The organism is Streptomyces sp. NPDC059255 (genome assembly GCF_042752355.1).
Lineage (GTDB): Bacteria > Actinomycetota > Actinomycetes > Streptomycetales > Streptomycetaceae > Streptomyces.
In genome coordinates, this window is record NZ_JBHYZP010000025.1 from 98,003 (window position 1) to 121,628 (window position 23,626).

At 70.4% G+C, this 23,626-nt stretch carries 19 protein-coding genes, 1 tRNA gene and 1 riboswitch; of the genes, 3 read left to right on the forward strand and 17 right to left on the reverse strand.

Going from position 1 to position 23,626, the window contains the following annotated elements; translation table 11 throughout:
- Positions 1-196 precede the first annotated feature (196 nt).
- Together ACFXKG_RS26260 and ACFXKG_RS26265 are read right to left on the reverse strand one after the other, a co-directional pair.
- Positions 197-1,075 (reverse strand): Bax inhibitor-1/YccA family protein, encoded by an 879-nt coding sequence (locus ACFXKG_RS26260; RefSeq protein ID WP_384843805.1) that lies wholly within the window; start codon positions 1,073-1,075, stop codon positions 197-199.
- Positions 1,076-1,248: 173 nt separating this feature from the next.
- Positions 1,249-1,331: transfer RNA gene (locus ACFXKG_RS26265), tRNA-Leu, on the reverse strand.
- A 576-nt stretch (positions 1,332-1,907) separates the two neighbouring features.
- On the opposite strand from ACFXKG_RS26265, the gene ACFXKG_RS26270 reads away from it, so the two are divergent.
- Both ACFXKG_RS26270 and ACFXKG_RS26275 read left to right on the forward strand, forming a co-directional pair.
- On the forward strand, positions 1,908-2,678 hold the full coding sequence (locus tag ACFXKG_RS26270; RefSeq protein ID WP_384843808.1) for an ABC transporter ATP-binding protein: 771 nt from the start codon (positions 1,908-1,910) through the stop codon (positions 2,676-2,678).
- A gap of 83 nt (positions 2,679-2,761) precedes the next feature.
- Positions 2,762-5,305, forward strand: coding sequence for an ABC transporter permease (locus ACFXKG_RS26275; protein ID WP_384843811.1), 2,544 nt, complete (start codon positions 2,762-2,764; stop codon positions 5,303-5,305).
- 180 nt (positions 5,306-5,485) lie between these two features.
- Here ACFXKG_RS26275 and ACFXKG_RS26280 read toward each other — a convergent pair whose 3' ends face one another.
- The 15 genes from ACFXKG_RS26280 to ACFXKG_RS26350 form a co-directional block, all read right to left on the reverse strand.
- Entirely contained in the window at positions 5,486-6,784 is a 1,299-nt protein-coding gene (locus ACFXKG_RS26280) for a class I SAM-dependent methyltransferase (protein WP_384843814.1), read from the reverse strand.
- Between the two features lie 467 nt (positions 6,785-7,251).
- Positions 7,252-8,649, reverse strand: a complete 1,398-nt coding sequence (locus tag ACFXKG_RS26285) for an NAD(P)/FAD-dependent oxidoreductase (protein ID WP_384843817.1) — start codon at positions 8,647-8,649, stop codon at positions 7,252-7,254.
- Between the two features lie 555 nt (positions 8,650-9,204).
- Positions 9,205-10,158: an exopolyphosphatase gene (locus ACFXKG_RS26290; RefSeq protein ID WP_384843820.1), complete on the reverse strand. Its 954-nt coding sequence runs from the start codon at positions 10,156-10,158 to the stop codon at positions 9,205-9,207.
- Entirely contained in the window at positions 10,155-10,718 is a 564-nt protein-coding gene (locus ACFXKG_RS26295) for a DUF501 domain-containing protein (RefSeq protein ID WP_384843823.1), read from the reverse strand. The genes ACFXKG_RS26290 and ACFXKG_RS26295 overlap by 4 nt, the downstream gene beginning before the upstream one ends.
- A gap of 149 nt (positions 10,719-10,867) precedes the next feature.
- Complete coding sequence (locus ACFXKG_RS26300) at positions 10,868-11,341, reverse strand: septum formation initiator family protein (RefSeq protein WP_365808303.1); 474 nt, start codon at positions 11,339-11,341, stop codon at positions 10,868-10,870.
- A 216-nt stretch (positions 11,342-11,557) separates the two neighbouring features.
- A complete protein-coding gene (gene eno, locus ACFXKG_RS26305; RefSeq protein ID WP_384843827.1) occupies positions 11,558-12,853 on the reverse strand; it encodes a phosphopyruvate hydratase in 1,296 nt (431 codons plus the stop codon).
- Between the two features lie 221 nt (positions 12,854-13,074).
- Positions 13,075-13,827, reverse strand: a complete 753-nt coding sequence (locus ACFXKG_RS26310) for a transglycosylase family protein (RefSeq protein ID WP_384843939.1) — start codon at positions 13,825-13,827, stop codon at positions 13,075-13,077.
- Positions 13,828-13,834: 7 nt separating this feature from the next.
- Positions 13,835-14,007: riboswitch (cyclic di-AMP (ydaO/yuaA leader) on the reverse strand.
- 918 nt (positions 14,008-14,925) lie between these two features.
- Positions 14,926-15,774, reverse strand: coding sequence for a transglycosylase family protein (locus tag ACFXKG_RS26315; RefSeq protein ID WP_384843830.1), 849 nt, complete (start codon positions 15,772-15,774; stop codon positions 14,926-14,928).
- Between the two features lie 145 nt (positions 15,775-15,919).
- Positions 15,920-17,185, reverse strand: a complete 1,266-nt coding sequence (locus ACFXKG_RS26320) for a cytochrome P450 (RefSeq protein WP_384843833.1) — start codon at positions 17,183-17,185, stop codon at positions 15,920-15,922.
- 160 nt (positions 17,186-17,345) lie between these two features.
- Complete coding sequence (locus tag ACFXKG_RS26325) at positions 17,346-18,368, reverse strand: nucleoside triphosphate pyrophosphohydrolase (RefSeq protein ID WP_384843835.1); 1,023 nt, start codon at positions 18,366-18,368, stop codon at positions 17,346-17,348.
- An 86-nt stretch (positions 18,369-18,454) separates the two neighbouring features.
- Positions 18,455-19,111 (reverse strand): SurA N-terminal domain-containing protein, encoded by a 657-nt coding sequence (locus ACFXKG_RS26330; RefSeq protein WP_384843838.1) that lies wholly within the window; start codon positions 19,109-19,111, stop codon positions 18,455-18,457.
- A 178-nt stretch (positions 19,112-19,289) separates the two neighbouring features.
- A complete protein-coding gene (locus ACFXKG_RS26335; protein WP_384843841.1) occupies positions 19,290-19,658 on the reverse strand; it encodes a helix-turn-helix domain-containing protein in 369 nt (122 codons plus the stop codon).
- On the reverse strand, positions 19,655-20,026 hold the full coding sequence (locus ACFXKG_RS26340) for a type II toxin-antitoxin system RelE/ParE family toxin (protein ID WP_384843844.1): 372 nt from the start codon (positions 20,024-20,026) through the stop codon (positions 19,655-19,657). The genes ACFXKG_RS26335 and ACFXKG_RS26340 overlap by 4 nt, the downstream gene beginning before the upstream one ends.
- 64 nt (positions 20,027-20,090) lie before the next feature.
- Positions 20,091-20,969, reverse strand: a complete 879-nt coding sequence (locus ACFXKG_RS26345) for a helix-turn-helix domain-containing protein (protein ID WP_384843847.1) — start codon at positions 20,967-20,969, stop codon at positions 20,091-20,093.
- 470 nt (positions 20,970-21,439) lie between these two features.
- Positions 21,440-22,108 carry a TetR/AcrR family transcriptional regulator gene (locus ACFXKG_RS26350; RefSeq protein WP_384843850.1) on the reverse strand — a complete coding sequence of 223 codons (669 nt, stop codon included), beginning with the start codon at positions 22,106-22,108 and terminating at the stop codon, positions 21,440-21,442.
- A gap of 221 nt (positions 22,109-22,329) precedes the next feature.
- On the opposite strand from ACFXKG_RS26350, the gene ACFXKG_RS26355 reads away from it, so the two are divergent.
- Positions 22,330-23,541 carry an FAD-dependent monooxygenase gene (locus ACFXKG_RS26355; RefSeq protein ID WP_384843853.1) on the forward strand — a complete coding sequence of 404 codons (1,212 nt, stop codon included), beginning with the start codon at positions 22,330-22,332 and terminating at the stop codon, positions 23,539-23,541.
- The last annotated feature ends 85 nt before the right edge of the window (positions 23,542-23,626 follow it).

Sequence of the window (23,626 nt, forward strand, 5' to 3'; positions counted from 1 at the left end):
TCCATGCGGTCCGCCCCCTAGATGATGTAGACGTGACCCTTCCCGGCGTGCGCTTCGCTGGGGGGATGGGGGATGTATTTGCAGTCGCGGGGGGGGGCGGGGGGCTGGCCCCAGTGGGGGGGGGGCGGCCCCCCCCCCCACCCCTCCGGTCACTCCGCCGGCCGGTACGGCCGACGGGTCGTGCTGGTCGTTCGTGCTAGTCGTTGCCGCTGAGGATCGAGAAGAGCCGCAGCATCTCCATGTAGATCCACACCAGGGTCAGCGTCAGACCGAACGCCGCCAGCCAGGACTCTTCGCGCGGCGCGCCGTACGCGACGCCGTCCTCGACCTGCTTGAAGTCGAGCGCCAGGAAGCACGCGCCGAGGATGATGCCGATGACGCCGAAGAGGATGCCGAGGCCACCGCTGCGGAAGCCGAGGCCGTCACCGCCGCCGAAGACGCTGAACAGCATGTTGGCGACCATGAGGAGCATGAAGCCGACGGCCGCGGCCATCACGAAGCCGTAGAAGCGGCGCGTGACGCGGATCCAGCGCATCTTGTACGCGAACAGCACACCGGCGAAGACCGCCATCGTGCCCATCACGGCCTGGATCACCACACCGGGCGCGATGTAGGTGCTGACGACGCTGCTGATCACGCCGAGGAAGACACCCTCGAACGCCGCGTACGACAGGATCAGCGCCGGCGACGGCTTGCGCTTGAAGGACTGGATCATCGACAGGACGAAGGCGACGAGCACGGCGCCGATGGCGATGCCGTACGACTTGCCGATGTTCGCCTGGTCGACCGGCAGCAGGACCCAGGAGAGCACTGCCGTGAGCACGACCGTGCCCAGCGTCATACCCGTACGGGTGACGACGTCGTCGATCGTCATGACGCCGGTGTTCGGCGGTGCCTGCGGCGTGCCGACCGGGGCGCCCTGCTGCTGCGCGTAGGGGTTGGTCGCGTACGGGTTCGTCGCGTACGGGTTGGTTCCTACGGCGGGGCCCCCGGCCTGCGGCGCCGCGTTGAAGCCCGCGTGGCCGTTGTCGCGGCTGAAGCCCCGTCGCGAGAAGACCGGGTTGCTGCTCCTCATCTCACTCCTCCATGGCCACCCAGCGCGGCCTTGCGTCAAGAGTAATGGGACAGCAAAGCGTACGCCCTAGTGCTCGGGGAGGATCTTTCGTTAAATCGGTACGTCTACGACGTGCCGCTCGTCACAATCCCACCAAAAGGGACCGCGGCATCCGTCGGCACGGGACGGTGATGTGCCCGGAGCCGGACTTGAACCGGCACGCCCCCGAGGGGCAGCGAGGTTTAAGCTCGCCGTGTCTGCATTCCACCATCCGGGCAAGGCGCGCGACGCCGCGTTGGCACAGGAGCCTATCGGGACACACCACTCGAACAGCCGAGCGCCTACCCGATGTTGTCTTATTTTATTGACGTCTGAGGGTGCGTCAGCACACGTAACGAGCCATAGGCACATGCCGGGCGCGGGTGGTCATCTGGTACCGAGGCACACGAGAATGACGAAAAGTCGCCGCCCGGTCACGGATCCGGCACACGCGCAGCTCCGGACGTGCGCCGGCGCGCCTCCGGCGCGGGTGGGGGCGCGCGGCGCACGGAGAGACGACGGGGCGTCACATCGGGGCCGTACGCGCGCCTTCTCAGGGACGGTGTCATACCCGAGGAGGAGAGCGCGCACCGGCGGTCAGACCCAAGGGGGCCACGGGAACGGGCATCGGGACGGACGCCCCGGCGGCCGGGCGGGGACGACGATGGAGGGGTTCGCCGGTGGAGGGATTCCTCCACTCGAAACGTCCGCGCCTCCGGATCAGTTCCGGTGCCGCGCCGGATCCGTTCCGGCGCCCGTGCCGGATCCGTCGTCCGGCTTCGTTCCGTCTCCGTCCCGACAGGAGTGCTCTTCCGTGACCACCACCCCGCTCGCCGACCGTGCCACCGCCGTGGCCGCCCGCGCCTCCGATCTCTCGAAGGTCTACGGAGTGGGCGAGACCCAAGTGGTCGCGCTCGACCATGTCTCCGTCGACTTCCGTCAGGGGGAGTTCACCGCGATCATGGGGCCCTCCGGCTCCGGCAAGTCGACCCTGATGCACTGTGTGGCCGGCCTCGACAGCTTCAGCAGCGGCACCGTCCGCATAGGCGAGACCGAGCTGTCCACCCTGAAGGACAAGCAGCTCACGCAGTTGCGCCGGGACAAGATCGGCTTCATCTTCCAGGCGTTCAACCTGCTGCCGACCCTGACGGCCCTGGAGAACATCACGCTCCCCATGGACATCGCGGGCCGCAAGCCCGACAAGCAGTGGATGGACCAGGTCATCACGATGATCGGCCTCGCCGACCGCCTGGGTCACCGGCCCACGCAGCTCTCCGGCGGCCAGCAGCAGCGCGTGGCGGTCGCCCGCGCCCTCGCCTCGCAGCCCGAGATCATCTTCGGTGACGAGCCGACCGGGAACCTGGACTCGCGCTCCGGCGCCGAGGTGCTGGGCTTCCTGCGCAACTCGGTGCGGGAGCTGGGCCAGACCGTGGTGATGGTGACGCACGACCCGGTGGCCGCGTCCTACGCGGACCGGGTGATCTTCCTCGCCGACGGGCGCATCGTCGACGAGATGTTCGCGCCCACCGCGGACGGCGTGCTGGACCGGATGAAGGCGTTCGACGCGAAGGGCCGCACCAGCTGACCTGGCGCCCGCCTTCCTGACCGTACGTCCGTACGTCGCCTCCCGTCCCGTCCGTCCGGCCCACCTTCACCAGGACTTCCACCATGTTCCGTACCGCCCTGCGCACTGTGCTCGCGCACAAGGCCAGGCTGCTGATGACCGTGCTCGCCGTCATGCTCGGCGTCGCCTTCGTCTCCGGCACCCTGGTCTTCACCGACACCCTCGGCAACGCCTTCCGCAACCAGTCGGCGAAGAGCTACAAGGACGTCGCCGTCTCCGTCCACTCCTACGACGTCCGCGAGAGCGGCGACCCGGAGGACCGCAAGGACGGACCGGGTATCAGCCAGGCCACCATGGACCGGATCGGGGCCCTCGACGGGGTCGCCACCGTCACCGGGCGCGTCGACGGCTTCGCCGGGGTCGCCGACCCCGACGGCAACCTGATCGGCAACGGCTGGACCAACACCGGCTCCAACTTCTCGCCCGGCGAGAACGGCAAGGACCCCGCGTACACCTTCACCGACGGCTCAGGCCCTCGCGAGGACAACCAGATCGCCCTCGACCGGGAGACCGCGACCAAGGGTGAGTACAAGGTCGGCGACACCGTACGGGTCGCCACCAACGCGCCGGTGAAGGAGTACACCCTCGCCGGTGTCTTCACCACCGAGGACGGCGCGGTCAACGCGGGCGGCAGCCTCGTCCTCTTCAGCACGAAGGCCGCCCAGGACCTCTACCTGGAGCCCGGCTTCTACCGGGACGCCACCGTCACCGCCGCGTCCGGCGCCTCCGACGCCACGCTCCTCTCCGGGATCAAGAAGCTCCTCCCGAAGAACGCCGAGGCGCAGACCGGCCAAGCGCTGGCGGAGCAGCAGGCCAAGGACATCGAGAAGGGCCTCGCCAACCTCAACCAGATGCTGCTGGCCTTCGCGGCCATCGCCCTGTTCGTCGGTATCTTCCTGATCTCCAACACCTTCACCATGCTGGTCGCCCAGCGGACCAAGGAGCTGGCGCTGCTGCGCGCCGTCGGCGCCTCCCGCCGTCAGGTCAAGCGCTCCGTGCTGGTCGAGGCGACGATCGTCGGGATCATCGCCTCGGTGGTCGGCTTCGTCCTCGGGCTCGGTCTGGCCGTCGGACTGCGCGGTCTGATGGGCGCGTTCGGCGCGAAGATGCCGGGCGGACCGCTCGTCGTCTCCCCGACCGCCATCGGGTCCGCGCTCGCCGTCGGCGTGCTGATCACCGTGATCGCCGCCTGGCTGCCCGCCCGCCGGGCCGCGAAGATCCCGCCGGTGGCGGCGATGAGCAGCGTGCACGCCGTGGCCACCACCAAGTCCCTCGTCATCCGCAACTCCATCGGCGGCTTCATCGCCCTGATCGGCGCCGCGGGGATCCTGGCGGGCGCCTCGCAGGGCTCCGACGGCCGGTTCCTCCTCGGCGGGGGCGCGTTCATCGCGATGATCGGCGTCATCGTGCTGATCCCGCTGCTGTCCCGGCCGGTCATCGCGCTCGTACGGCCGCTGCTCGTGGGGGCCTTCGGGGTGTCGGGCAAGCTGGCGAGCCAGAACGCCGTCCGTAACCCGCGGCGCACCGGAGCCACCGCCTCCGCGCTGGCCATCGGGCTCACCCTGGTCACCGGCCTCACCATCCTCGGTGTCACGCTCGGCCAGGCCATCGACAAGATGACCACGGACAACATCAAGGCCGACTACATGGTCTCGATGGCCAACGGCGGCCCGCTCGACCCGAGTGTGCCGACCGCGCTGGAGAAGGCGTCCGGGGTCACCGCGGCCTCCCCGCAGCAGGCGGTCGACCTGGAGATCAAGGGCGACTACCACGCGGCCTCCGCGGTCACCCCCGGGGACATCGAGAAGCTCGTCAACCTCCCCGCGGTCTCCGGCTCGCTGAGCTCGCTCTCCGGCGACGCGGTCGCGGTCGACGAGGACACCGCGAAGTCGAACGGCTGGAAGACCGGGGACACGGTCACGGTGAAGTACGTCGACGGGAAGTCGGCGGAGCTGAAGGTCGGCGCGATCTACCGGGGCAACGAGTTCGTCTCCCCGCTTCTGATCTCGACGGAGCTGGCCGACCCGCACGAGACCAAGCACTTCATCCGCGAGGTGTGGGTGAAGACCGACGGCGGCCCCAGCGCCGCCCGCGAGCAGGTCCTCGTGGACGCCCTGGGCAAGAACCCGGCGATCAAGGTGATGGACCAGCAGGACATCAGGAACGAGTACAGCGGCTTCATCGGCACCGCGCTGAACATCATGTACGGACTGCTGGCGATGGCTTTGATCATCGCGGTCCTCGGGGTCATCAACACCCTGGCCATGTCCGTGTTCGAGCGTCAGCAGGAGATCGGCATGCTGCGCGCGATCGGTCTGGACCGGCGCAGGGTGAAGCGGATGATCCGGCTGGAGGCCGTGGTGATCTCGCTCTTCGGCGCGGTGGTCGGCATCGGCCTCGGCACCTTCCTGGCCTGGGCGATCGGCCAGACGATCAAGGGCTCGCTCCCGGGGTACGAGCTGGTCCTGCCGTGGGACAGGATCGCGCTCTTCCTGGCGCTGGCCGGACTGGTGGGTGTCCTGGCGTCGCTCTGGCCGGCCCGCAGCGCGGCGAAGCTCAACATGCTGACGGCGATCAAGACCGAGTAGCGGAGCGCCACGCGAAGGGCGTACGGCGTACGGGCCGCGCGGACGGCGTACGGACGGGCCGGGCCCCTGGAACACCTCCAGGGGCCCGGCCCGCGTCAACTCACGACGACGTACGGCGGTGACAGACGTACGGCGGTACAGCGGTCAACAGCAGTGCGGTGGTGCCAGTGCGGTGGTGGCTCAGGTGCCCCAGAATCGGGCCCGCAGCGGCAGCCCGGACACGCCGCCGTCCGCGGGCCGGACGGCCAGGATCTGGTTGACGCCGATGCGGTTGCGCTCGAAGGAGAGCGCGGACGCGGCCATGTAGAGGCGCCAGACGCGCGCGCGGCCCGCGGAGGTCGCACGCACCGCCTCCGCCCAGTGCTCCTCCAGATTGGCCACCCAGCGGCGCAGGGTGAGCGCGTAGTGCTCCCGGATCGACTCGACGTCGCGGGCCTCGAAGCCCGCTTCCTCCAGGGTGGAGACGGTACGGCCGAGCGGCGCCAGTTCGCCGTCGGGGAAGACGTACGCGTCGATGAAGTCGTCGATCCGGTACTGCCCCTCGTCCGGCTCGGGCCGCCGGGCGATCTGGTGGTTCAGCAGCCGGCCGCCCGGCTTGAGCAGGCCGTAGAGGTCGTCGGCGTACTCCCGATACCTGGCAGAGCCCACGTGCTCGGCCATCCCGATGGAGGAGATCGCGTCGTACGGGCCGTCCCTGACGTCCCGGTAGTCCTGGACCCGGATCTCGATGCGGTCCGTCAGCCCCTCCTCCGCGATGCGCTTACGGGCGAACGCGGCCTGCTCCCGGGAGAGGGTGATCCCGGTGACCCGGGCACCGTACTCGCGGGCCGCGTGGATGGCCATGGAGCCCCAGCCGCAGCCGACGTCGAGGAGCCGGTCGTCCTCCTGGAGGCCGAGCTTGCGGCAGATCAGGTCGAGCTTGTCGCGCTGCGCGTCTTCGAGGGTGAAGCCGGGGCCCGCGTCCCAGTAGGCGCAGGAGTACACCATGGACGGGCCGAGGACGAGTGCGTAGAAGTCGTTGCCCACGTCGTAGTGGTGGCTGATCGCCTCCTTGTCGCGGCGCTTGGTGTGCGCCCCGCCGCGCCGCCGCCGGATCTCCTCGCCGGGCGGTGCGGGCGGCGGCCAGGGACCCGCGATCTCCACGAGCCCGCGGGCCGCGGCGCGCATCCGGGGGTCGCGTACGGGGTGGATCTTGGGTCCTTCGTCGCCGTCGTGCTCCCAGAGGAGCCCGGCGAGACGTTCGAGCACCGCGTACAGATCGCCGTCGACATCGATCTCCCCGGCGACCCAGGCGCGCGCGAGGCCCAGTTCGCCGGGCTTCCAGAGGAGACGGCGCAGAGCACGGCGGTGACGGATGATCAGGGTGGGTGCGTCGGGAGGGCCCGATTCGCTGCCGTCCCAGGCACGGATACGGACCGGGAGCGGGGCCCCCAGCAACTCTTCGGCAAGAGTGGTCAGCCGCAGCGCGGCGTCGGCCATGGCGTACACCTCCGTGGTGGTGGATACCGGACATGCTCAACACCACGTAAACACCGCTCGGGTACGGATGCAGTCCCGGCGCCGGGCAATGAGAGAGCAAAATACTTGCATCTACCACACACTTTGCCCGGATGCGGCCCGTACCCCCGCCCCGTACCCCCGCCCGGTACCCCTCTCCGGCCCGCCCGGGGCGCGAAGATCCAGAACGGGCCTGCTGGTCCGTCGGAGCGACCCGCGTACGGCGGGCGCATGGCGCGGGCCTACCGCAGCCGACGTGCCGCGAGTGCGCCGCACAGCCACGCGGAAGGGGCCACGGAGAAAGACCGCACGGGGACCCCGAAGGGACACGGGCACCCGGAAGGGTTGCCGGCACCCGGAAGGGGCACGGGCACGCCGAAGGGCCGCGGGCATGCGGAAGGGCCGTCCGCACCACGGATGGCGGACGGCCCTTTCCGTACGTTACGCCGTCAGGACGCCTTGGCCTTCTCGGCGGGCGCGGCCGACGCGGCCGACGCGGCGGCGGGCGCCGGGGTCGGCTTCGCGGCCTCGTAGAACTCCTCGCGCGGCGTCTCCATGGCGCCGAGCGAGACGACCTCGCGCTTGAGGAACATCGCGAGCGTCCAGTCGGCGAAGACCCGGATCTTGCGGTTCCAGGTCGGCATGGCCAGACCGTGGTAGCCACGGTGCGCGTACCAGGCCAGCCGGCCCTTGAACTTGATCTTCATCTTGCCGACGACGATCATCGCGACGCCCTTGTGGACCCCGAGACCGGCGACCGCACCCTTGTTGGCGTGGCTGTAGTCGCCCTGCGGGAAGCCGCGCATGCCCGAGATGACGTTGTCGCCGAGGACCTTGGCCTGACGCAGCGCGTGCTGGGCGTTGGGCGGGCACCAGGCGTTCGGGTTGCCGGCCTTGCGGCCGACGAGGTCCGGGACCTGGGCGTTGTCGCCCGCGGCCCAGATGTAGTCGGTGCCCTGGACCTGGAGCTTCTCGCTGGTGTCCACGTGGCCGCGGGGGCCGAGCGGCAGACCGAAACGGGCGAGCGCCGGGTTCGGCTTGACGCCGGCGGTCCACACGATGGTGTTGGAGTCGACCTCAAGGCCGTTGTTGAGCACGACGTGACCGTCGACGCAGGAGTCCATGCCGGTCTTGAGGTAGACCTCGACGCCGCGGGCCTCCAGGTGCTCCTTGCCCCAGGCGCCCAGCTTCGGGCCGACCTCGGGGAGGATCTTGTCGGCGACGTCCACGAGCAGGAAGCGCATGTCCTCGCGCTTGACGTTCGTGTAGTACTTGGCCGCGTCGCGCGCCAGGTCCTCGACCTCACCGATGGTCTCCGCGCCGGCGAAGCCGCCGCCCACGAAGACGAAGGTCAGCGCCTTGCGGCGGACCTCCTCGTCCGTCGTCGAGTCAGCCTTGTCGAGCTGCTCCAGGACGTGGTTGCGCAGGCCGATGGCCTCCTCGATGCCCTTCATACCGATGCCCTGCTCGGCGAGGCCGGGGATCGGGAAGGTGCGGGAGACCGCGCCGAGCGCGATGACGAGGTAGTCGAAGGGCAGCTCGTAGGACTCGCCGACGAGCGGCGCGACCGTGGCGACCTTGCGGTCCTGGTCGATGGTGGTGACCCGGCCGGTGAGCACCTCAGCCTTGGGCAGCACGCGTCGCAGCGGGACGACGACATGCCGAGGCGAAATGCTGCCGGCGGCGGCTTCGGGGAGGAAGGGCTGGTACGTCATGTACGAGCGGGGGTCGACGACCGTGACGGTCGCCTCCCCGTAGCGCATCTTCTTCAGAATGCGACGAGCTGCGTACAGGCCTACGTACCCACCGCCTACAACGAGGATCCTGGGACGCTCCGTGGTGCTCATGCCATCGAGTATCCACCCCCCTCGGAGGGGGTGCTCGTGAGCCCCTTCACAAGGTCTGACCCCCCTTGTGCTACACTCCGCGGCCCACGTGATCGAGGTCATGGCACCCGGGGGAACCAGACGGCTGGTTTGGACGTTGCCCACCCCCTGTGAGCTGGCCCTCAGCACCTCCCCCGGGACCGAACCGGCCACACGGTTCACGCCACCGCAACGTGCCCGGAACCACCCGGTATAAGGGTGCGCGCGGCGCGCGCCCCTCACAGCGGGGCCTCCCGGCCGAGTACGGCCCCCAGGAGACGCGATTTCCTTGTGAAGAAGTTCACGAACTTTCTCGCCAAGGTGGCCGAGGGGCGCCCCGGCAGCGCGGAACACCCCCCGGCGCACGCCCGTTCAGACCTTGGTGGCGGCGGCCCGGAGCGCGGTGAAGTCCCGCAGGTTCGCGCCGAACGGAGCGGCGCCCTCCAGCCGGAGCAGGGCCTCGTCGTTCAGCTCACGGGGCCGTCGGGCCTTTACCGGCTACGAGTACCGGCTACGAGTCGGCGCTTACCGGGTCGCCTACCGGATCGAGGACGACGCGCTCGCTGCGGCACTCCAGGCGATTCCGTCCAGAATGTCGTGTTCGCTGACGACGACCTCCTGGGCGCCGGAGCGTTCCATGATCGCGAGCAGGACGAGGGCGCCCGCGCCGATCACGTCGACCCGGCCCGGGTGCATCACGGGGATCGCGGCCCGTTCCGCGTGGGTGGCGGCGAGCAGGTGGTCGGTGATCTCCTTGACGCGGCCGTAGGGGATGCGGGAGCGGTGGATCCGCTCGGAGTCGTACGCGTCCAGGCCCAGCGCGATCGCGGCCACCGTCGTCACCGAGCCCGCCAGACCGACCAGCGTGCGGGGTTCGCGCAGCGGGACGGCCTCCTCGGCGAGGTCGAGGGCCGCCTCGATGTCGGCGCGGACCGCGGCGATCGCGTCGGGCGTCGGCGGGTCGAGGACCGCTCCGTCCCGTACGAGATGGCGCTCCGTCAGCCGTACGCAGCCGATGTCCACCGACCGCGCCGCCCGCACCCGGTCGTCGCCGACGACGAACTCGGTGGAGCCGCCGCCGATGTCCACCACGAGGTAGCTGTCCCGCCCCGGCAGTTCCTTCGTGGCGCCGGTGAAGGAGAACGCCGCCTCCTGGTCGCCCGTGATCACCTCGGGCTCCACGCCCAGGATGTCCACCACCCCGCGCACGAACACGTCGCGGTTCTCGGCGTCACGCGAGGCGGACGTGGCCACGAAGCGGATCCGCTCCGCGCCGTGCTCCGCGATGACCGCCGCGTACTCCCGGCAGGCGGCGAACGTGCGTTCCAGCGCCTCCGGCGCGAGCCGGCCGGTCCGGTCGACGCCCTGGCCGAGCCGGACGATCGTCATCCGCCGGTCGAGATCGACCACTTCACCCGTTTCCGGGTGGACGTCCGCGACGAGCAGGCGGATCGAGTTCGTACCGCAGTCGATGGCCGCGACCCTGGTCATGACGCCGAACCCCCTTCCGCCGCCGGCTCCGTCCCGGCGGGGCCGGCGCACGGAGTGACGCACGGGCCCTTCGCCCACCACTCCGGCAGCATCGCCAGCGCCTCGTCACCCAGCGGGTTCACCCCCGGCCCCGCCGCCAGCGAGTGGCCGACCAGGACGTGCAGGCACTTCACCCGGTCCGGCATACCGCCCGCGCTGGGGAAGCCCTCCAGCACCTCGATGGCGTCGCGCCGCGCGAGGTAGTCCTCGTGCGCCGCACGGTACGCGGCGGCCAGCTCGGGGTCGGTCGCGAGGCGCTCGGTCATCTCCTTCATGACGCCGTTCGCCTCCAGCGTGCCGATGGCCGAGGCCGCGCGCGGGCACGTCAGGTAGTACGTCGTCGGGAAGGGGGTGCCGTCGGGGAGCCGCGGGGCGGTCTCGACCACGTCCGGCTGCCCGCAGGGGCAGCGGTGCGCGATGGCGCGCAGCCCGCGCGGCGGTCGGCCGAGCTGCTCCTTGAAAGCGGCGACGTCCGCCTCGGTGGGCTCGGTGCGTGCGGTCTGCGGAGGGGGCGTCTTCATGCCTGCCTGGTTCTGCCGTTCCGGATTCATGTCGTGCGGGGGTGGGGGTGAGGCGCGGGGTGGGATGAACAGGGCGGGGTGAGCCGGGCGGGGTGCGTCCGTACACGTAACACGTATGTACGGGTGCGTCCGTGCGCGTACATACGTACCTACGTGCCGGGGCGGTCCGCCTCGTCCACCCCGTCCAGGACGTTCGAGTACCAGGGGCGGTCCGCCGCACCCTCGTCCTCGCGCCGTTCCCGCGCCGCCTCCGGGTCGATGACGGTGAAGCCCGTCTCCCCCGGCCGCAGGTAGTGCAGATGCTCGCGGGCCAGCCGCTCGACGTACGCGTCGTCCTGGAGCCGCGCCTTCTCGTCGCGCAGCTCCGCCACGCGCCGCTGCGCCTCCTGGCTCAGCCGCTCCTGCTCGGCGATCTCGTTCCGCTGCGACACGTACTCCCGCATCGGATACGCGAGCGCCACCACCAGGGTGCAGACGACCAGCGCGAGGAAGGCCGCGCGTCCCGTGAGCCGGGAGCGGCGGTCCTGCCTGCGGTTCTGCGAGCGGTAGACCCTCGCCGCGGTCTGCTCACCGAGCAACCGCAGCCTGGTCGAGGTGGAGAACCGGTCCCGGTTCCCGGCCATGGCCCGCCTCCCCTGTCATGTACGAACGTCCCCGGACACGGTACGGGACCGCGGCCGGGGACGTCCGTACGACGGGCGGATGAGCGCCCGTCGTACGGACCGGGTTACGCGCCCCCTCAGCCGTTGGAGGAACGCATCCTCTTAACTGTTCGCGGAGCGCATCCTCTTAGCCGTTCGCGGAGCGCATCCTCTTAGCCGTTCGCAGAGCGCATCCTCTTAATTGTTCGCAGAGCGAAACCGCGGGAACGCGCTGCGGCCCGCGTACACCGCCGCGTCGTCGAGGATCTCCTCGATGCGCAGCAGCTGGTTGTACTTGGCGACGCGGTCCGAGCGGGCCGGGGCGCCGGTCTTGATCTGACCGCAGTTCACGGCCACCGCGAGGTCGGCGATCGTGACGTCCTCGGTCTCACCGGAGCGGTGCGACATCATGCACTTGAAGCCGTTGCGCTGGGCCAGCTCGACGGCGTCCAGCGTCTCGGTCAGCGAGCCGATCTGGTTGACCTTGACCAGCAGGGCGTTGGCCGAGCCCTCCTCGATGCCGCGGGCGAGGCGCTCCGGGTTGGTGACGAAGAGGTCGTCGCCGACGATCTGGACCTTGGAGCCCAGCTTGTCGGTGATGACCTTCCAGCCGGCCCAGTCGTCCTCGAAGAGCGGGTCCTCGATGGAGACGAGCGGGTAGGCGTCGACCAGCTCCTCGTAGTACTCGGTCATCTCGGCGGCCGAGCGCGACTTGCCCTCGAACTCGTAGCTGCCGTCCTTGTAGAACTCGGACGCGGCGACGTCGAGCGCGAGCGCGATGTCGCGGCCGGGGACGTAACCGGCCTCCTTGATCGCCTCAAGGATGAGGTCGAGCGCGGCGCGGTTGGACTCCAGGTTGGGCGCGAAGCCGCCCTCGTCGCCGAGGCCGGTGGAGAGGCCCTTCTGCTTCAGGACCTTCTTGAGCGTGTGGTAGACCTCGGCGCCCCAGCGCAGCGCCTCGGAGAAGGACTCCGCGCCGATCGGGGCGATCATGAATTCCTGGATGTCGACATTCGAATCGGCGTGCGAGCCGCCGTTCAGGATGTTCATCATCGGAACGGGCAGCAGGTGCGCGTTCGGGCCGCCCAGGTAGCGGAAGAGCGGGAGGTCGGACGCCTCGGAGGCGGCGTGTGCGACGGCGAGCGAGACACCGAGGATGGCGTTGGCGCCCAGCGAGCCCTTGTTCTCGGTGGCGTCCAGGTCGATCATCGCCTGGTCGATGAGGCGCTGCTCGGTGGCGTCGTACCCGACCAGCTCCGGGCCGAGCTGCTCGATGACGGCGAGGACGGCCTTCTCGACACCCTTGCCCAGGTAGCGGCCGGCGTCTCCGTCGCGGAGTTCGACGGCCTCGAACGCACCGGTGGAGGCACCGGAGGGGACAGCAGCACGACCCGTACTGCCGTCGTCGAGGCCGACCTCGACCTCGACCGTGGGGTTGCCTCGCGAGTCAAGGATTTCCCGGGCTACGACGACGTCGATGGACGGCACGAGCATCTCCTTCTGGGATGTGACGCGTGGGTGCAGGGTCTCTTGGCCTTGCGACATGAGCCTAACCGGCTCCGGGTCATCGGCCAGCCGGTGCCCGCCCCCTAAGACGCTCCCGCTCGCACGGACCGCCGCTACCCGCCGGTAGCGGGACCGGATGGCGGGCAGCGGCGGGAACGGGGCCCGGCCCGGCGCGTACGGGGGTGACGCGCCGGGCCGGGGAGAAGGGGTCAGCGCAGGTGGAGCTGCTGACCCGGGTAGATGACGTCCGCGTCACGGACGATGTCCTTGTTCAGGTCGAAGACCTTCTTCCAGCCGCCCTTGACCTTGTGGGCGGTGGCGATCTTGGAGAGGGTGTCGCCGGACTTGACCTTGTACTCGCCGTCCCCCTTCTTGATCGTGAACGGGCGGCTCTGGCCGCGCGAGGCCGGCTGCGCCTCGTCACGGGTCGACTGCTGCGGCTGTGCCTGCCGGGTCGGGGCGGACTTCTGCGTACCGGAGCTGCTGGAGCTGCCGGAGGCCGAGCCGGCGGAACCGGAGCCGGAGCTGGAGGAGTTGGAGCCCGAACCGGAACCGGAGCCGGAACCGGAGCCCGAGCCGCCGTTGTACGCGGCGCCCGAGAGGCCCACGCCACAGCTCGGCCAGGCACCCTTGCCCTGGCCCGCGAGGACCTTCTCGGCGACGGCTATCTGCTGGGACTTGGAGGCCTGGTCGGCGCGGGGGGCGTAGGCGGTACCGCCGTACGTGGCCCAGGTGGAGGGCGTGAACTGCAGGCCGCCGTAGAAGCCGTTGCCCGTGTTGATCGACCAGTTGCCCCCGGATTCGCACTGGGCGACCCGGTCCCACTCGGAGGCGGTGGCGGCGGAGGCGGCGGTGGCACCGATCAGCGGGGCCGCGACGGCCGCGCCGGTGATCCCGGCGAGGGTGGCGTAGCGGACGGCCATGGACGGGCGGCGGTGCTTGGCCTTGCTGGAACGCAGCAGCATGAACACATCTCCTCACCGACGCCTACGAGGTGAGCTGTCGGGTTCGGGCCAATGAGTTGCCCGGCCGCGTGTTCGCACACGCGGCTTCACCCCTAGCCGGCCGCCGGCCGTCTCTCGACGGCCGGGCCCGGCGCAAACCTATGGGTCCCCCGCTCCTGCCTTCGGCGCTCGAAGCGACGATTACTCCCCCCGACCGACGGCAGGATTCGGCGTGACGGTCGACGAGGCCCGCGGTGCGAGCGGTTCAGACCGTAATCACAGCCCTGCCGGTTGTTCAAAGGGTCACATCCAGGAAATAACGCCCTTACCTCCTCCGAGGGACAATACGTTTCTGCAGGTGAGGACCGGATTCGATCAACCGGCGAGGCGAAGAGCCCGAGTTGCGGCAAAGAGACCCTTGTCTCACTTGCGCAGAAGTGGACATACAGTCGCTAACTGCCCGCGTTCCGGGCGGAGATCGGAGGCCCTGGCCAGGACGGACGCAGCGGAAAAGACGTCAACGGGGCGCCGTTCAACGGCACTCGCCCGCACCGGTTCCGGACTCCCCCGCTCCGGCGCTGGAGCGGGGCGCTCCGGTTCGCGAACCGCTCGACCCGGCCGCCGACTCCGGTCGCGGAGTCACGTACTCCGGCCGCGGAGTCATACGTTCCGGTCACGGAGTCATACGTTCCGGTCGCGGGCCAGGCGCCGGACTCACCCGTTCCGGCACTGGAACCTCTGGGTCCGGTTCGCGGAGCCTCTCGTTCCGGTCACGGAGTCACCCGTTCCGCCGTGGCACCCGGGGGCCGGGCCCGCTCACCTTGGTCGCCCGCTCCGGCTCTGGCGTCACTCAACGCCCGGCCCTGCGGCGGGGCGCCGCAACGGGGCGCTACGGCCCGGCGCGGGCACGGTGGGGCCGCCGCACCGCCGGGACCGGTGAGCCGGGCGTACGGCGGCCGGGAAGCCGCGCGGCCGCGCCCGGTGGGCGCCCGACGGGCGACGGGCTCGGCGGCGGCTCCGCGACGGACTCGGCGGCGGCTCCGGGACGGCTCCGGGAACGCGGAAGCCGCGCCTCCGTCGTGGAGGCGCGGCTTCCCAGGTCTTGCTGCCGGCTGCTCAGACCCAGCCGCCGACGACCTTCTGCCCGCCGCTCGCCAGGGAGAGGTGGCCGCCGACCGCGGTGACGACCTTCTCGACCTCGCGCTCCACACCGTCCGTGAGCCCGGCCCCGTCACGGGCTCCGCCCGCCCCGCGGGAGGCACGGCTGCCCGAGGCGCGCTCCTTGTCCGCGGTGCCCGGCGAGGCGTTCTCGTCGGCCGCCTGGCCGCGGTGCTTGCCCTTGGACGCCTCGTCCTTGCCCTTGCCCTCGGCGTCGTCCGTACCGGCCGCGGAGCCGGTGGCACCCGGGCTCGGGCTGGTGCTGGGGTCCGGGGAGGTCTTGCCGTCCGCGTCCGCGTCGGCATCCGGGTCCGTCACGGCGTCACCGGACGGATAGGCGTCCCCGGAAGGGCTGCCCGACGGGGTACCGGACGGATCGGTGCTCTTGCCGCCCCCCGTCACCCCCTCCACGATGCCGCCGACCGCACCGCCGACCGCCTCCGTCAGCCCGGAGACGGCGGCGCAGCTGGACCACGCCTGCGCCCCCTGGGCCTCGAAGACCTTCTCGGCCACGGCTATCTGCTGCGAGCGGCTGGCCAGGTCGGGGCGTTCGGCGTAGTCCCCGCCCCCGAACTCGTCCCAGGTCTCCTGGGACATCTGGAGCCCGCCGTAGTACCCGTTGGCGAGGTTCGCGCTCCACGTGCCGCCGCTCTCGCACCCCGCCACGCGGTCCCAGGTCGAGGAGTCCGCCGCGCTGGCGGCGCCGGCTCCGAGCAACGGGATCGCGATCGCGGATCCGGCCACCCCGGCGGCGACGAGAAGAGCTGGGGCCTGACGAGGTCGACGGTGTCGGCCGTTCCCGGACATGCGGTTGCCTTCCGTGTGACTGTCAATTCAACTCCGGCATGGTGTTACCGGGTCGACGTGAACGTAGCGGTACTCGAATGCTTGTCACAAGTCGATGCAGCAGAGATCACGTGAAAGTCACAGTATTGACGATGCGTCAGTAAAATTATCGGCCGGACAATGGCGTGAACTGCACCGGAAGCGTGCGCAATCCCCGCATGATGAGCCCGCCACGCCACCGCAAATCGGAAGGTTCTCCCGAAAGCCGCACATCCGGAAGCCGCTTCAGAAGCGTGGCGATCGCGGTCTGCCCCTCCACGCGGGCGAGCGGCGCGCCGAGGCAGTAGTGGATGCCGTGCCCGTACCCGAGGTGCTGATTGTCACGGCGCCCGAGGTCGAGCGCGTCGGGGTCACGGAAGCGCTCGGGGTCACGGTCGGCCGCGGCCAGCACGACGAGAACGGGGTCACCTGCAGCGATCCGCTGCCCACCCAGAGTCAGCGGCTCGGTGGCGTACCGCCAGGTCGCCATCTCCACGGGGCCGTCGTAGCGGAGCAGTTCCTCGACGCCGGTCGCCAGCAGACCCGTCTCGCCGGCGGCCAGGGAACTCTGCAGGCGTTCCCGTTCGGCCGGATTTCGCATAAGCGTGTACATGCCATTACCGATGAGATTCACCGTTGTCTCAAAACCGGCGAACAGAATGATAAAGGCCATCGCCGCGGCCTCGTTCTCGGTCAAATGCTCACCGTGGTCACCGGCCCGGATCAGACCGGAGATCAGGTCGTCGCCGGGATTCTCTCTTTTCCGGTGGATGAGTTCGGCCAGATAGCCGCGCATCTTCTTGACCGCCCGCGCGACCCCGCCGCGCGGCCCGCCCGCATGACGAATCATCATGCCCGCCCAGTCCCGGAAGTCGTCCTGGTCCTCGGACGGCACCCCGAGCAGATCACAGATCGCGTAGATCGGGAGCGGGAACGCGAACTCGTGGATGAGGTCCGCGCTGCCCCGCTCGGCGAAGCCGTCGATGAGACGGTCGGTCAGCTCCTGCACGCGCGGGGCGAACTCGGCGACGCGGCGCGGCGTGAACGCCTTGGACACCAGCCGCCGCAGCCGGGGGTGGTCGGGCGGGTCGATGTTCAGCAGGTGCGTCATCAGCTCCGCCTTGCGCTCCCCCGGGATGCCCGTCTTCCCCCGGGCGTGCGCCGGCTCGGCGTGGTGCACGGGATTCTTGGAGAGCCGCGCGTCGGCGAGCGCCTGCCGGGCGTCCCCGTACCGGGTCACGAGCCATGCCTCGACCCCGCTGGGCAGCTCGGTGCGGTGCACGGGGGCGTGTTCCCGCAGCCAGGCGTACGCGGGGTAAGGGTCGGTGGCGAACTCCCAGGTGAAGAGGGTGGGAGCGGCGCTGTTCGCAAGTTTCTCGGACGCATCGGACACGCCCCGACCGTAACCGCCCCCGAGCGCGCCCCCGGCCCCCGGTCCCCGGCCCGCGTACGCCGTCCGGTGCGTGTACGTCCGGTGCCTGTACGTCCGGTGCGTGCGTGCCCGGCGGCTACGCGCCCGGCGTCCGTACGTCCGGCACGTTCGCGTCCGGCGGCTACGCGCCCGGCGCGCGCTCGGCGGCCAGGATCCTGTCCCTATATACACGGGCCGCCGCGCGCAGCGCCGTCTCCGGGTCGATGCCCGACGCGTCCGCCCGTACGGCCAGGGCCAGCAGCTCGTACCCGATGGACTCACCCTCCGGAAGCGCGACCTCAAGACCGGCGGTACGGGCGCGGCTCGCGAGCTTCGCGGTGAGGGCCAGCCCCGGCTGACCGAGCGGTACGCCGTCGGTGACCGACGTGCGGCGCTTCTCGACCGCCTTCATCCGGATCCACTGCGCCTTGACCTCCTCGGGGGTGTCGACGCTCGCGTCGCCGAAGACATGGGGGTGGCGGTGGATCAGCTTCTCCACGATCGTGCCCGCGACGTCGTCGATGGAGAACGCCCCGCTCTCCTCCTCCCCGTCCTCCCCCGCGTCCCCTGCCGAGAGACCTTCCTGCGCGATCCGGGCATGAAAGACAACCTGGAGCAGGACATCCCCCAGCTCCTCGCGCAGCTCGTCCGCGTCGCCGTCCTCGATCGCCTCGACCAGTTCGTACGCCTCCTCGATGGCGTACTTGGCGAGCCCCTTGTGCGTCTGGCCCGAGGCCCACGGGCACTCCCTCCTGATCCGGTCCATGACCTGGACGAGATCGAGAAGCCGGGCGCCCGGCAGGTCGTACGAGCCGGGCAGCAGCTCCAGGTCCGGCATCGTGAACCGGCCCGAGCCGGCCAGCCGGGCGAGGCCGTCCGTCAGCTCGGCGTCGGTCCCGTCCCCCGCGCCGGAGGGGATCACCACGACGGTACGGCCGCCGGCGCACGCGTCGACCAGATTCTGTGCGCCGGGCGCGGCATGCTCGACCACGACGCCGGCCTCCCGCAGATACGGCAGCTGGGGGTGGCCGGCATCGGCGCACACCACACGGTCTGCGGCGTGCAGCGTCTGCCACGCGGGCCAGGAGAGCAGGCCGGGCGCGACCCGGTGGCTGGCGGTCAGCAGGACGATACGGCCGGGAGCTGCGGAAGCTTCGTCTGTCACCTCTCGAACCTACCTCCGGCGGTCCCCCGCCCGGCGCCCAGGCCCGGACGCGGGCAGTGGTCGGGGGCGGCGCGGGGGCGGCAAGGTCAGGCGTCCGTGGGCTGCTGCTCCGGCGCCTGGCGGGTGACCTGGGTGATCCACGGCGTCTTGGCCTCGCCGAGCCGCACCTGCTGGTAGTCCCAGCTCCCATACCGAGGATTGACGTCGATGCCCATATCCCTTGACGTCTTCGTCAGCACGGCGAGGACCTTCTGCTGCCCCTCCGGGGTCGAGGTGTTCGCGCCGAGCGCCCCCGCGACCTTGTTCAGCAGCACCTCGCGGCTGATCGCCGCGTCGATCTGCCCGGAGGAGAGCGCGCCCTGCTGGAGCAGCATCGCGGCGAACCGCTGCTCCCCGCCGGACTGCGCGGCGGCCTGCGCGCGGGTCTCCTGGATCTCCTTGCGGCTGACGTCGACACCGGCGTCGGCGGCGGCGCGCTGGAGCACCCGGTCGAAGATCATGCTGTTCAGCTTGGCCTGGCTGAGCTGCGCGGTGTCCTTGATGAGCTGCGCGGACTCGGGCGTGGCCCGCTGAGCCTCCCGTACGTCCCGTACCGCGGACTGAAGCGTGGACACCTCGATCCGCTGCCCCCCGACGACCGCCGCCGCTCCGGGATGGGCCTCACCGCCGCAGGCGGTGAGCAGCGGAGCCGCGGCGAGCAGGGCTACGGACACGGAGAGCGCGGTGCGACGACGGCGGTGCAAAGGGGACCTCCCGGGGAGATTGTGCGGCGATGCACAAGACCTTGCAGTGATCGATGGTAGGCAGTGGACGTGGCACAGGCCACTGCTTCGACCAACGATTCACGAGCGGATCGGGGCACGTACCGACGCGGGGCCGCCGGTTCCCGTTCTGTCTCGGCTTGTCCGGCCCGACCGTGCCTCAGGCCGCCGAATGTCGTCCGACCGCCGGCGCTTCCTCCGATCGAGGGTGATCGTGCGGGGTGAAGGCGAAAGCGGATGTGTCCCCGTCAAGATCGATAGTCATCGACGCGTCCAGGGCCTTGGCGAGTCGAGTGAGCAGAGTCAGGGTCGGCACGGAGTCACCGCCCTCGATGTTGGAAATCTGCGGCTGGGTCATCTCGGCCCTCCGCGCCAGCTCGGCCTGCGAAAGCCCCAGTGCGGTGCGCCGGTCGTAAACGGCCTGGCCCAGCCCGAACGCATACCCGGCTTCGACGTAGGCGCGCGACTCGTCGACCGATTCCCCCAGAAGCTTCCTGGTCCTGCGTGTCTTCCACTGGGAGTGGTTCACGGGTTCTCCTCCTTCGTCCGGTCATAGCTGTGCGTGGCAGGGCCGTGATCCGACTCGCACATCTTCTGCATCTGCTGAGCCCGCTCGACCTCGGCGGTCTCCCGCTGCCTGGTCTTGCGGAACACTGTCAACAGCACAATGCGCCGGTCAGGAGCGAGCCAGTACGTCATGCGGACAGCGTTGCCGTCCATGGTGAACCGCAGCTCCCGCACCTTGCCACCGAGGTGACGGGCATATGGCTCCGCCAAGGTGGTCGGCCGGGCCGCGAGCATGTCAGCAGCGCGTTCGACTTTGTCGTAATGCGCGTCCGTCAGGAGCTCCAGCCACTGCCGGACCTCCGGTTCGATCTCAATCCGCCACGGATTCACTCACATCTCCGACTATACAGAAATCCATATACATGTGACGCCGGTGTCCCGGGACCGTGCCCCCCTAAGCCGCCGCCCTGCTCGCCGGGTCTGCCGCCAGGCAGCCGGGGCAGTCGCCCGGTTCGGGTGCGCGGTAGGCGCGGTCGCAGGTGTCGCAGTTCTGGAGGGGGTCCGGGCGTGGAACGGCGGCGGCCGTGGGCGTGGCCGGGAGGGGTGGCGGCAGCAGTTCGGTGAGCCGGTACGCCAGGAGTCCGGCCGGGTGGCGCAGGTCGGATGGCAGGTCGGCGGTGAGCGTGCGGCGTACGGCATCGGGCGCGGCGCCGCGCTCCAGCCAGGCGGCGACGCCCGGAGCCAGGCGCCGTACGTCCCGCTCGGCGAGCAGCAGGGCCGGCGCGTCGCGCCGCAGATCGGCGAGGAGTTCGGCGGCGATGCGCTGACGCCCCAGGTCAAGCGCATCCGGCCGGGGAAGCGGCGGAGCTGCGCGGCGAGGCCCTTCCGGCGGCACAGGGACCGGGGCAGGGTCTGCGGCCGGGGCCAGGGGTGCCGCCACCGGTAACGGTGCCGGTGGCGCAGGGGCCGGTGGCGCAGGTACGGGGGCAGCCGCAGCTCGCGGAGACGTCGTCGGCCCTACGCGCTCTCGCCTGGCGTGGGTCGCCTCGGGGTGGTTGTACGAGATGGTCCGGCTGACGATCGTGCCCGCGCCGGTGCGCTCGCGGCGCCGTTCGATGTACCCGTACACCTCCAGCTCCCTGTAGGCGGTGGCGATCCGGTCCCGGCCCTCCTCGAACTTCCGCGCCAGCGTGCGGATGTCCACCGGTGAGCCCTCGGGCAGTGACTGGATGTGCGTGGCCAGGCCGATCGCGGTCAGCGACAACGACCGGTGCTGGGCGAGGTGGTTGCCCACAACCGTGAAGCGGGCGGTATGGGATTCGTGGACCTTCATCACTCCGGATGAGGATCCGCGAGCCGCGCAACGGGAGCGCGTGGGCGCACTAAACTTCTCTTCAACCATGGGGAAGCGTCTACTTCCTTGTTGGTCAGGCCCTCGGCCCGGGATGCCAGTCCCGACCGGGGGCCGTCGCATGTCTGACGGAGTGTCAGGGCTGAGCCCTGCCTCCCCGTACCCGCCAAAAGCCAGCCACGCAGGGCGAGATCACCCTTGTGGGTGACCTGAGCCGGGCGAGGTGGGGTTTGGTTGGTTATTTCCCTGGGTTCTTTGGTCTTTTACCTCCCGCACCCCCGTCGCACGGACCACCGGAGCCAGGGTTTCCGGCCTCCGGTCGCCCGGGCCACACCGACGCGGGATCTCGGCCTACACAGGGGCGGGCCGGTGGTGCGTTGGTCGCCGTGGCCCCGCCCCCTCCCGGGTCTGATCAGCACCCCAGGAATCCGCCCTTCGCCCAATGAGCACCGTTACGGCCTGGCCCGGTCGAATTCCTGCTGACTGAGGGCTCGGTGCGGTAGGGGGGTGGGGGCCTCCCGGCTTGTGCGGAGGCTGTCGAGGATCAGGGTGAGGTAGCGCTGCCAGAGGTCGGGCGAGACGGCTTGGGTGAGCTGTGTCGCGGCCCCCAGCATGATCTGGATGAGCGGGAAGTCGGTCACCTCGATGTCGTCCCGCAGTGAACCGTCCCGCTGCGCACGCTCCATGACGGCGCTGATCGCGGGAGAGAGCCGTTCGCGGGCCGCGGCGACCCGGTCCTTGCCGTGCGTGCCGACCATGAGGACTTCCCTCAGCCCACGGTCGTCGGCGAAGTCCTGGCTGGACATGGTGAAGAAGTGGACGAGCCCGTCCCAGGGGTCCTCGTGGGTGAGGGCTTCTTCGGCGATGCCGATGATGCGCTGGATCTCGGTGTCGAAGATCGCCTCGATCAGCTCCTCGCGGTTGGCGAAGCGCCGGTAGATCGTGCCGACGCCGACGCCCGCGTGGTGGGCGATGTCGTCGAGGGTGACGTCGAGTCCTCGCCGCGCGAACACCTGCTGAGCGGCGGCGATGATGCGCCGGCGGTTGCGTTCGGCGTCGGCGCGGAGGGGGCGGGGCGGGGCGTCGCCGGGGGACGGGGCGGGGACGGTTCTGCGACTCATGAGACTCCACTATAAGCAGCCATCCGGAGATAACACCTCCACTTACATGTTACGGTGGACGCGTAAATGGAGTGGACTTCTCCGGTTCTCCGCTTCCCCTGGTCGTGCGTGGAGGTCGCTGCGGCTGCCGTCATGAACGAAGGCCCGTCACAGGCCAGACACCGGAGCGGCGGCGGCACCACCTATCTCAGAAGCCAACACCCCCACGAGGAGTGATCGTCATGACCAAGCCCCGCGCCCTGATCGTCGGCATGGGCATCGGTGGACTGGCCACCGCGATGCGCCTGCACGAGGTCGGCTGGGAGCCTGTGCTGGTCGAACGTGCCGCCGGCCGCCGTGCCGCCGGCTACTTCATCGGCCTGTTCGAGACCGGCCGGGCCACCGCGCAGCGCATGGGCGTGCTGGATGCCATCGGCGACCGGAGCGACCTCACCAGCGTGACCTACGACATCGACCGCACCGGCCGTCGCAAGCCCGGCATGGGCTACGGCGATCTGCCCGGAGGTCCGCGCCTCATGCTCCGCGGGGACATCGAGGCCGCCCTGTACGACGAGGTCTCGCCCCGGACCGAGATCCGCTACGGCACCACTCCCGTCGCCGTCGACGAGCACCCCGAGGGCGTGGACGTCACCCTGCGCACCACCACCGGCGGGGACACGGCCGAGAGCACGGAACGCTTCGACCTCGTGGTCGGGGCCGACGGCCTGCGCTCCACCGTGCGCCGCCTGGTCTTCGGCCCGGACGCGCGGTACCTGCGGCCCTTCCACCACATCATCGGTGCCGCGATCCTCAAGGAAGCCGTACCCGGATTCCGGCCCAACGACGGCGTGATCCTGGCGGAGCCGGGCCGCTCCGTGTGGGTCTTCCCCTTCGCCGACCACCAGCCCGGAGTGCTCTTCAGCTACCGCACCGACGACGAGGACGCCCAGTTCCGCCGCCCGCCGGTCGATTCCCTGCGCCGCGCCTTCGGCCCCGAACCCACCGGTGCCGTACTGGAGAACCTCCTGACGCAGTTCGAGCAGGCCGACGACTCCCTCTTCGACTCCACCCACCAGGTGGTGATGCCCACCTGGCACACCGACCGCGTCGTCCTCCTCGGCGACGCCGCCTGGTGCCTCACCCTGTACTCGGGCATGGGCGCCTCCACCGGCATGGCCGGCGCCGACCTGCTCGGCACCGTCCTGCAGCGCAACCCCGGCAACCCGGGCCGGGCCCTGCGCGAATGGGAGCAGCGGCTGCGGCCCTTCATCACCACCCAGCAGGAACTCGGCCGCACCGAGGGCCTGCCGATGTTCGTCCCGCAGTCCCGCCGGGACCTGCTCGCGCGCGGCCTCATCCAGAAACTGACCAGCAACGCGGTCGGCAAGCGGGTCATGCTCTCGCTGATCGCCGACAAGTTCGCCAGCAAGTCCCTGGACATCGCGGCACCCTGAGCAACCCTCACGACCACCGCCCCCCGACAAGCTCGCGGACCCGTTCGCCCGCCCGTCACCCTCCGGCCCGAGTCTCCACTGTTGG

Coding starts and splice junctions, on each gene's coding strand:
- ACFXKG_RS26295 (WP_384843823.1), bottom strand. CDS start 10,718: ATGAAGACGCCCCCTCCGCAGACCGCACGCACCGAGCCCACCGAGGCG.
- ACFXKG_RS26345 (WP_384843847.1), bottom strand. CDS start 20,969: ATGAAGGTCCACGAATCCCATACCGCCCGCTTCACGGTTGTGGGCAAC.
- ACFXKG_RS26300 (WP_365808303.1), bottom strand. CDS start 11,341: ATGGCCGGGAACCGGGACCGGTTCTCCACCTCGACCAGGCTGCGGTTG.
- ACFXKG_RS26280 (WP_384843814.1), bottom strand. CDS start 6,784: ATGGCCGACGCCGCGCTGCGGCTGACCACTCTTGCCGAAGAGTTGCTG.
- ACFXKG_RS26290 (WP_384843820.1), bottom strand. CDS start 10,158: ATGACCAGGGTCGCGGCCATCGACTGCGGTACGAACTCGATCCGCCTG.
- ACFXKG_RS26260 (WP_384843805.1), bottom strand. CDS start 1,075: ATGAGGAGCAGCAACCCGGTCTTCTCGCGACGGGGCTTCAGCCGCGAC.
- ACFXKG_RS26355 (WP_384843853.1), top strand. CDS start 22,330: ATGACCAAGCCCCGCGCCCTGATCGTCGGCATGGGCATCGGTGGACTG.
- ACFXKG_RS26275 (WP_384843811.1), top strand. CDS start 2,762: ATGTTCCGTACCGCCCTGCGCACTGTGCTCGCGCACAAGGCCAGGCTG.
- eno (WP_384843827.1), bottom strand. CDS start 12,853: ATGCTCGTGCCGTCCATCGACGTCGTCGTAGCCCGGGAAATCCTTGAC.
- ACFXKG_RS26285 (WP_384843817.1), bottom strand. CDS start 8,649: ATGAGCACCACGGAGCGTCCCAGGATCCTCGTTGTAGGCGGTGGGTAC.
- ACFXKG_RS26315 (WP_384843830.1), bottom strand. CDS start 15,774: ATGTCCGGGAACGGCCGACACCGTCGACCTCGTCAGGCCCCAGCTCTT.
- ACFXKG_RS26350 (WP_384843850.1), bottom strand. CDS start 22,108: ATGAGTCGCAGAACCGTCCCCGCCCCGTCCCCCGGCGACGCCCCGCCC.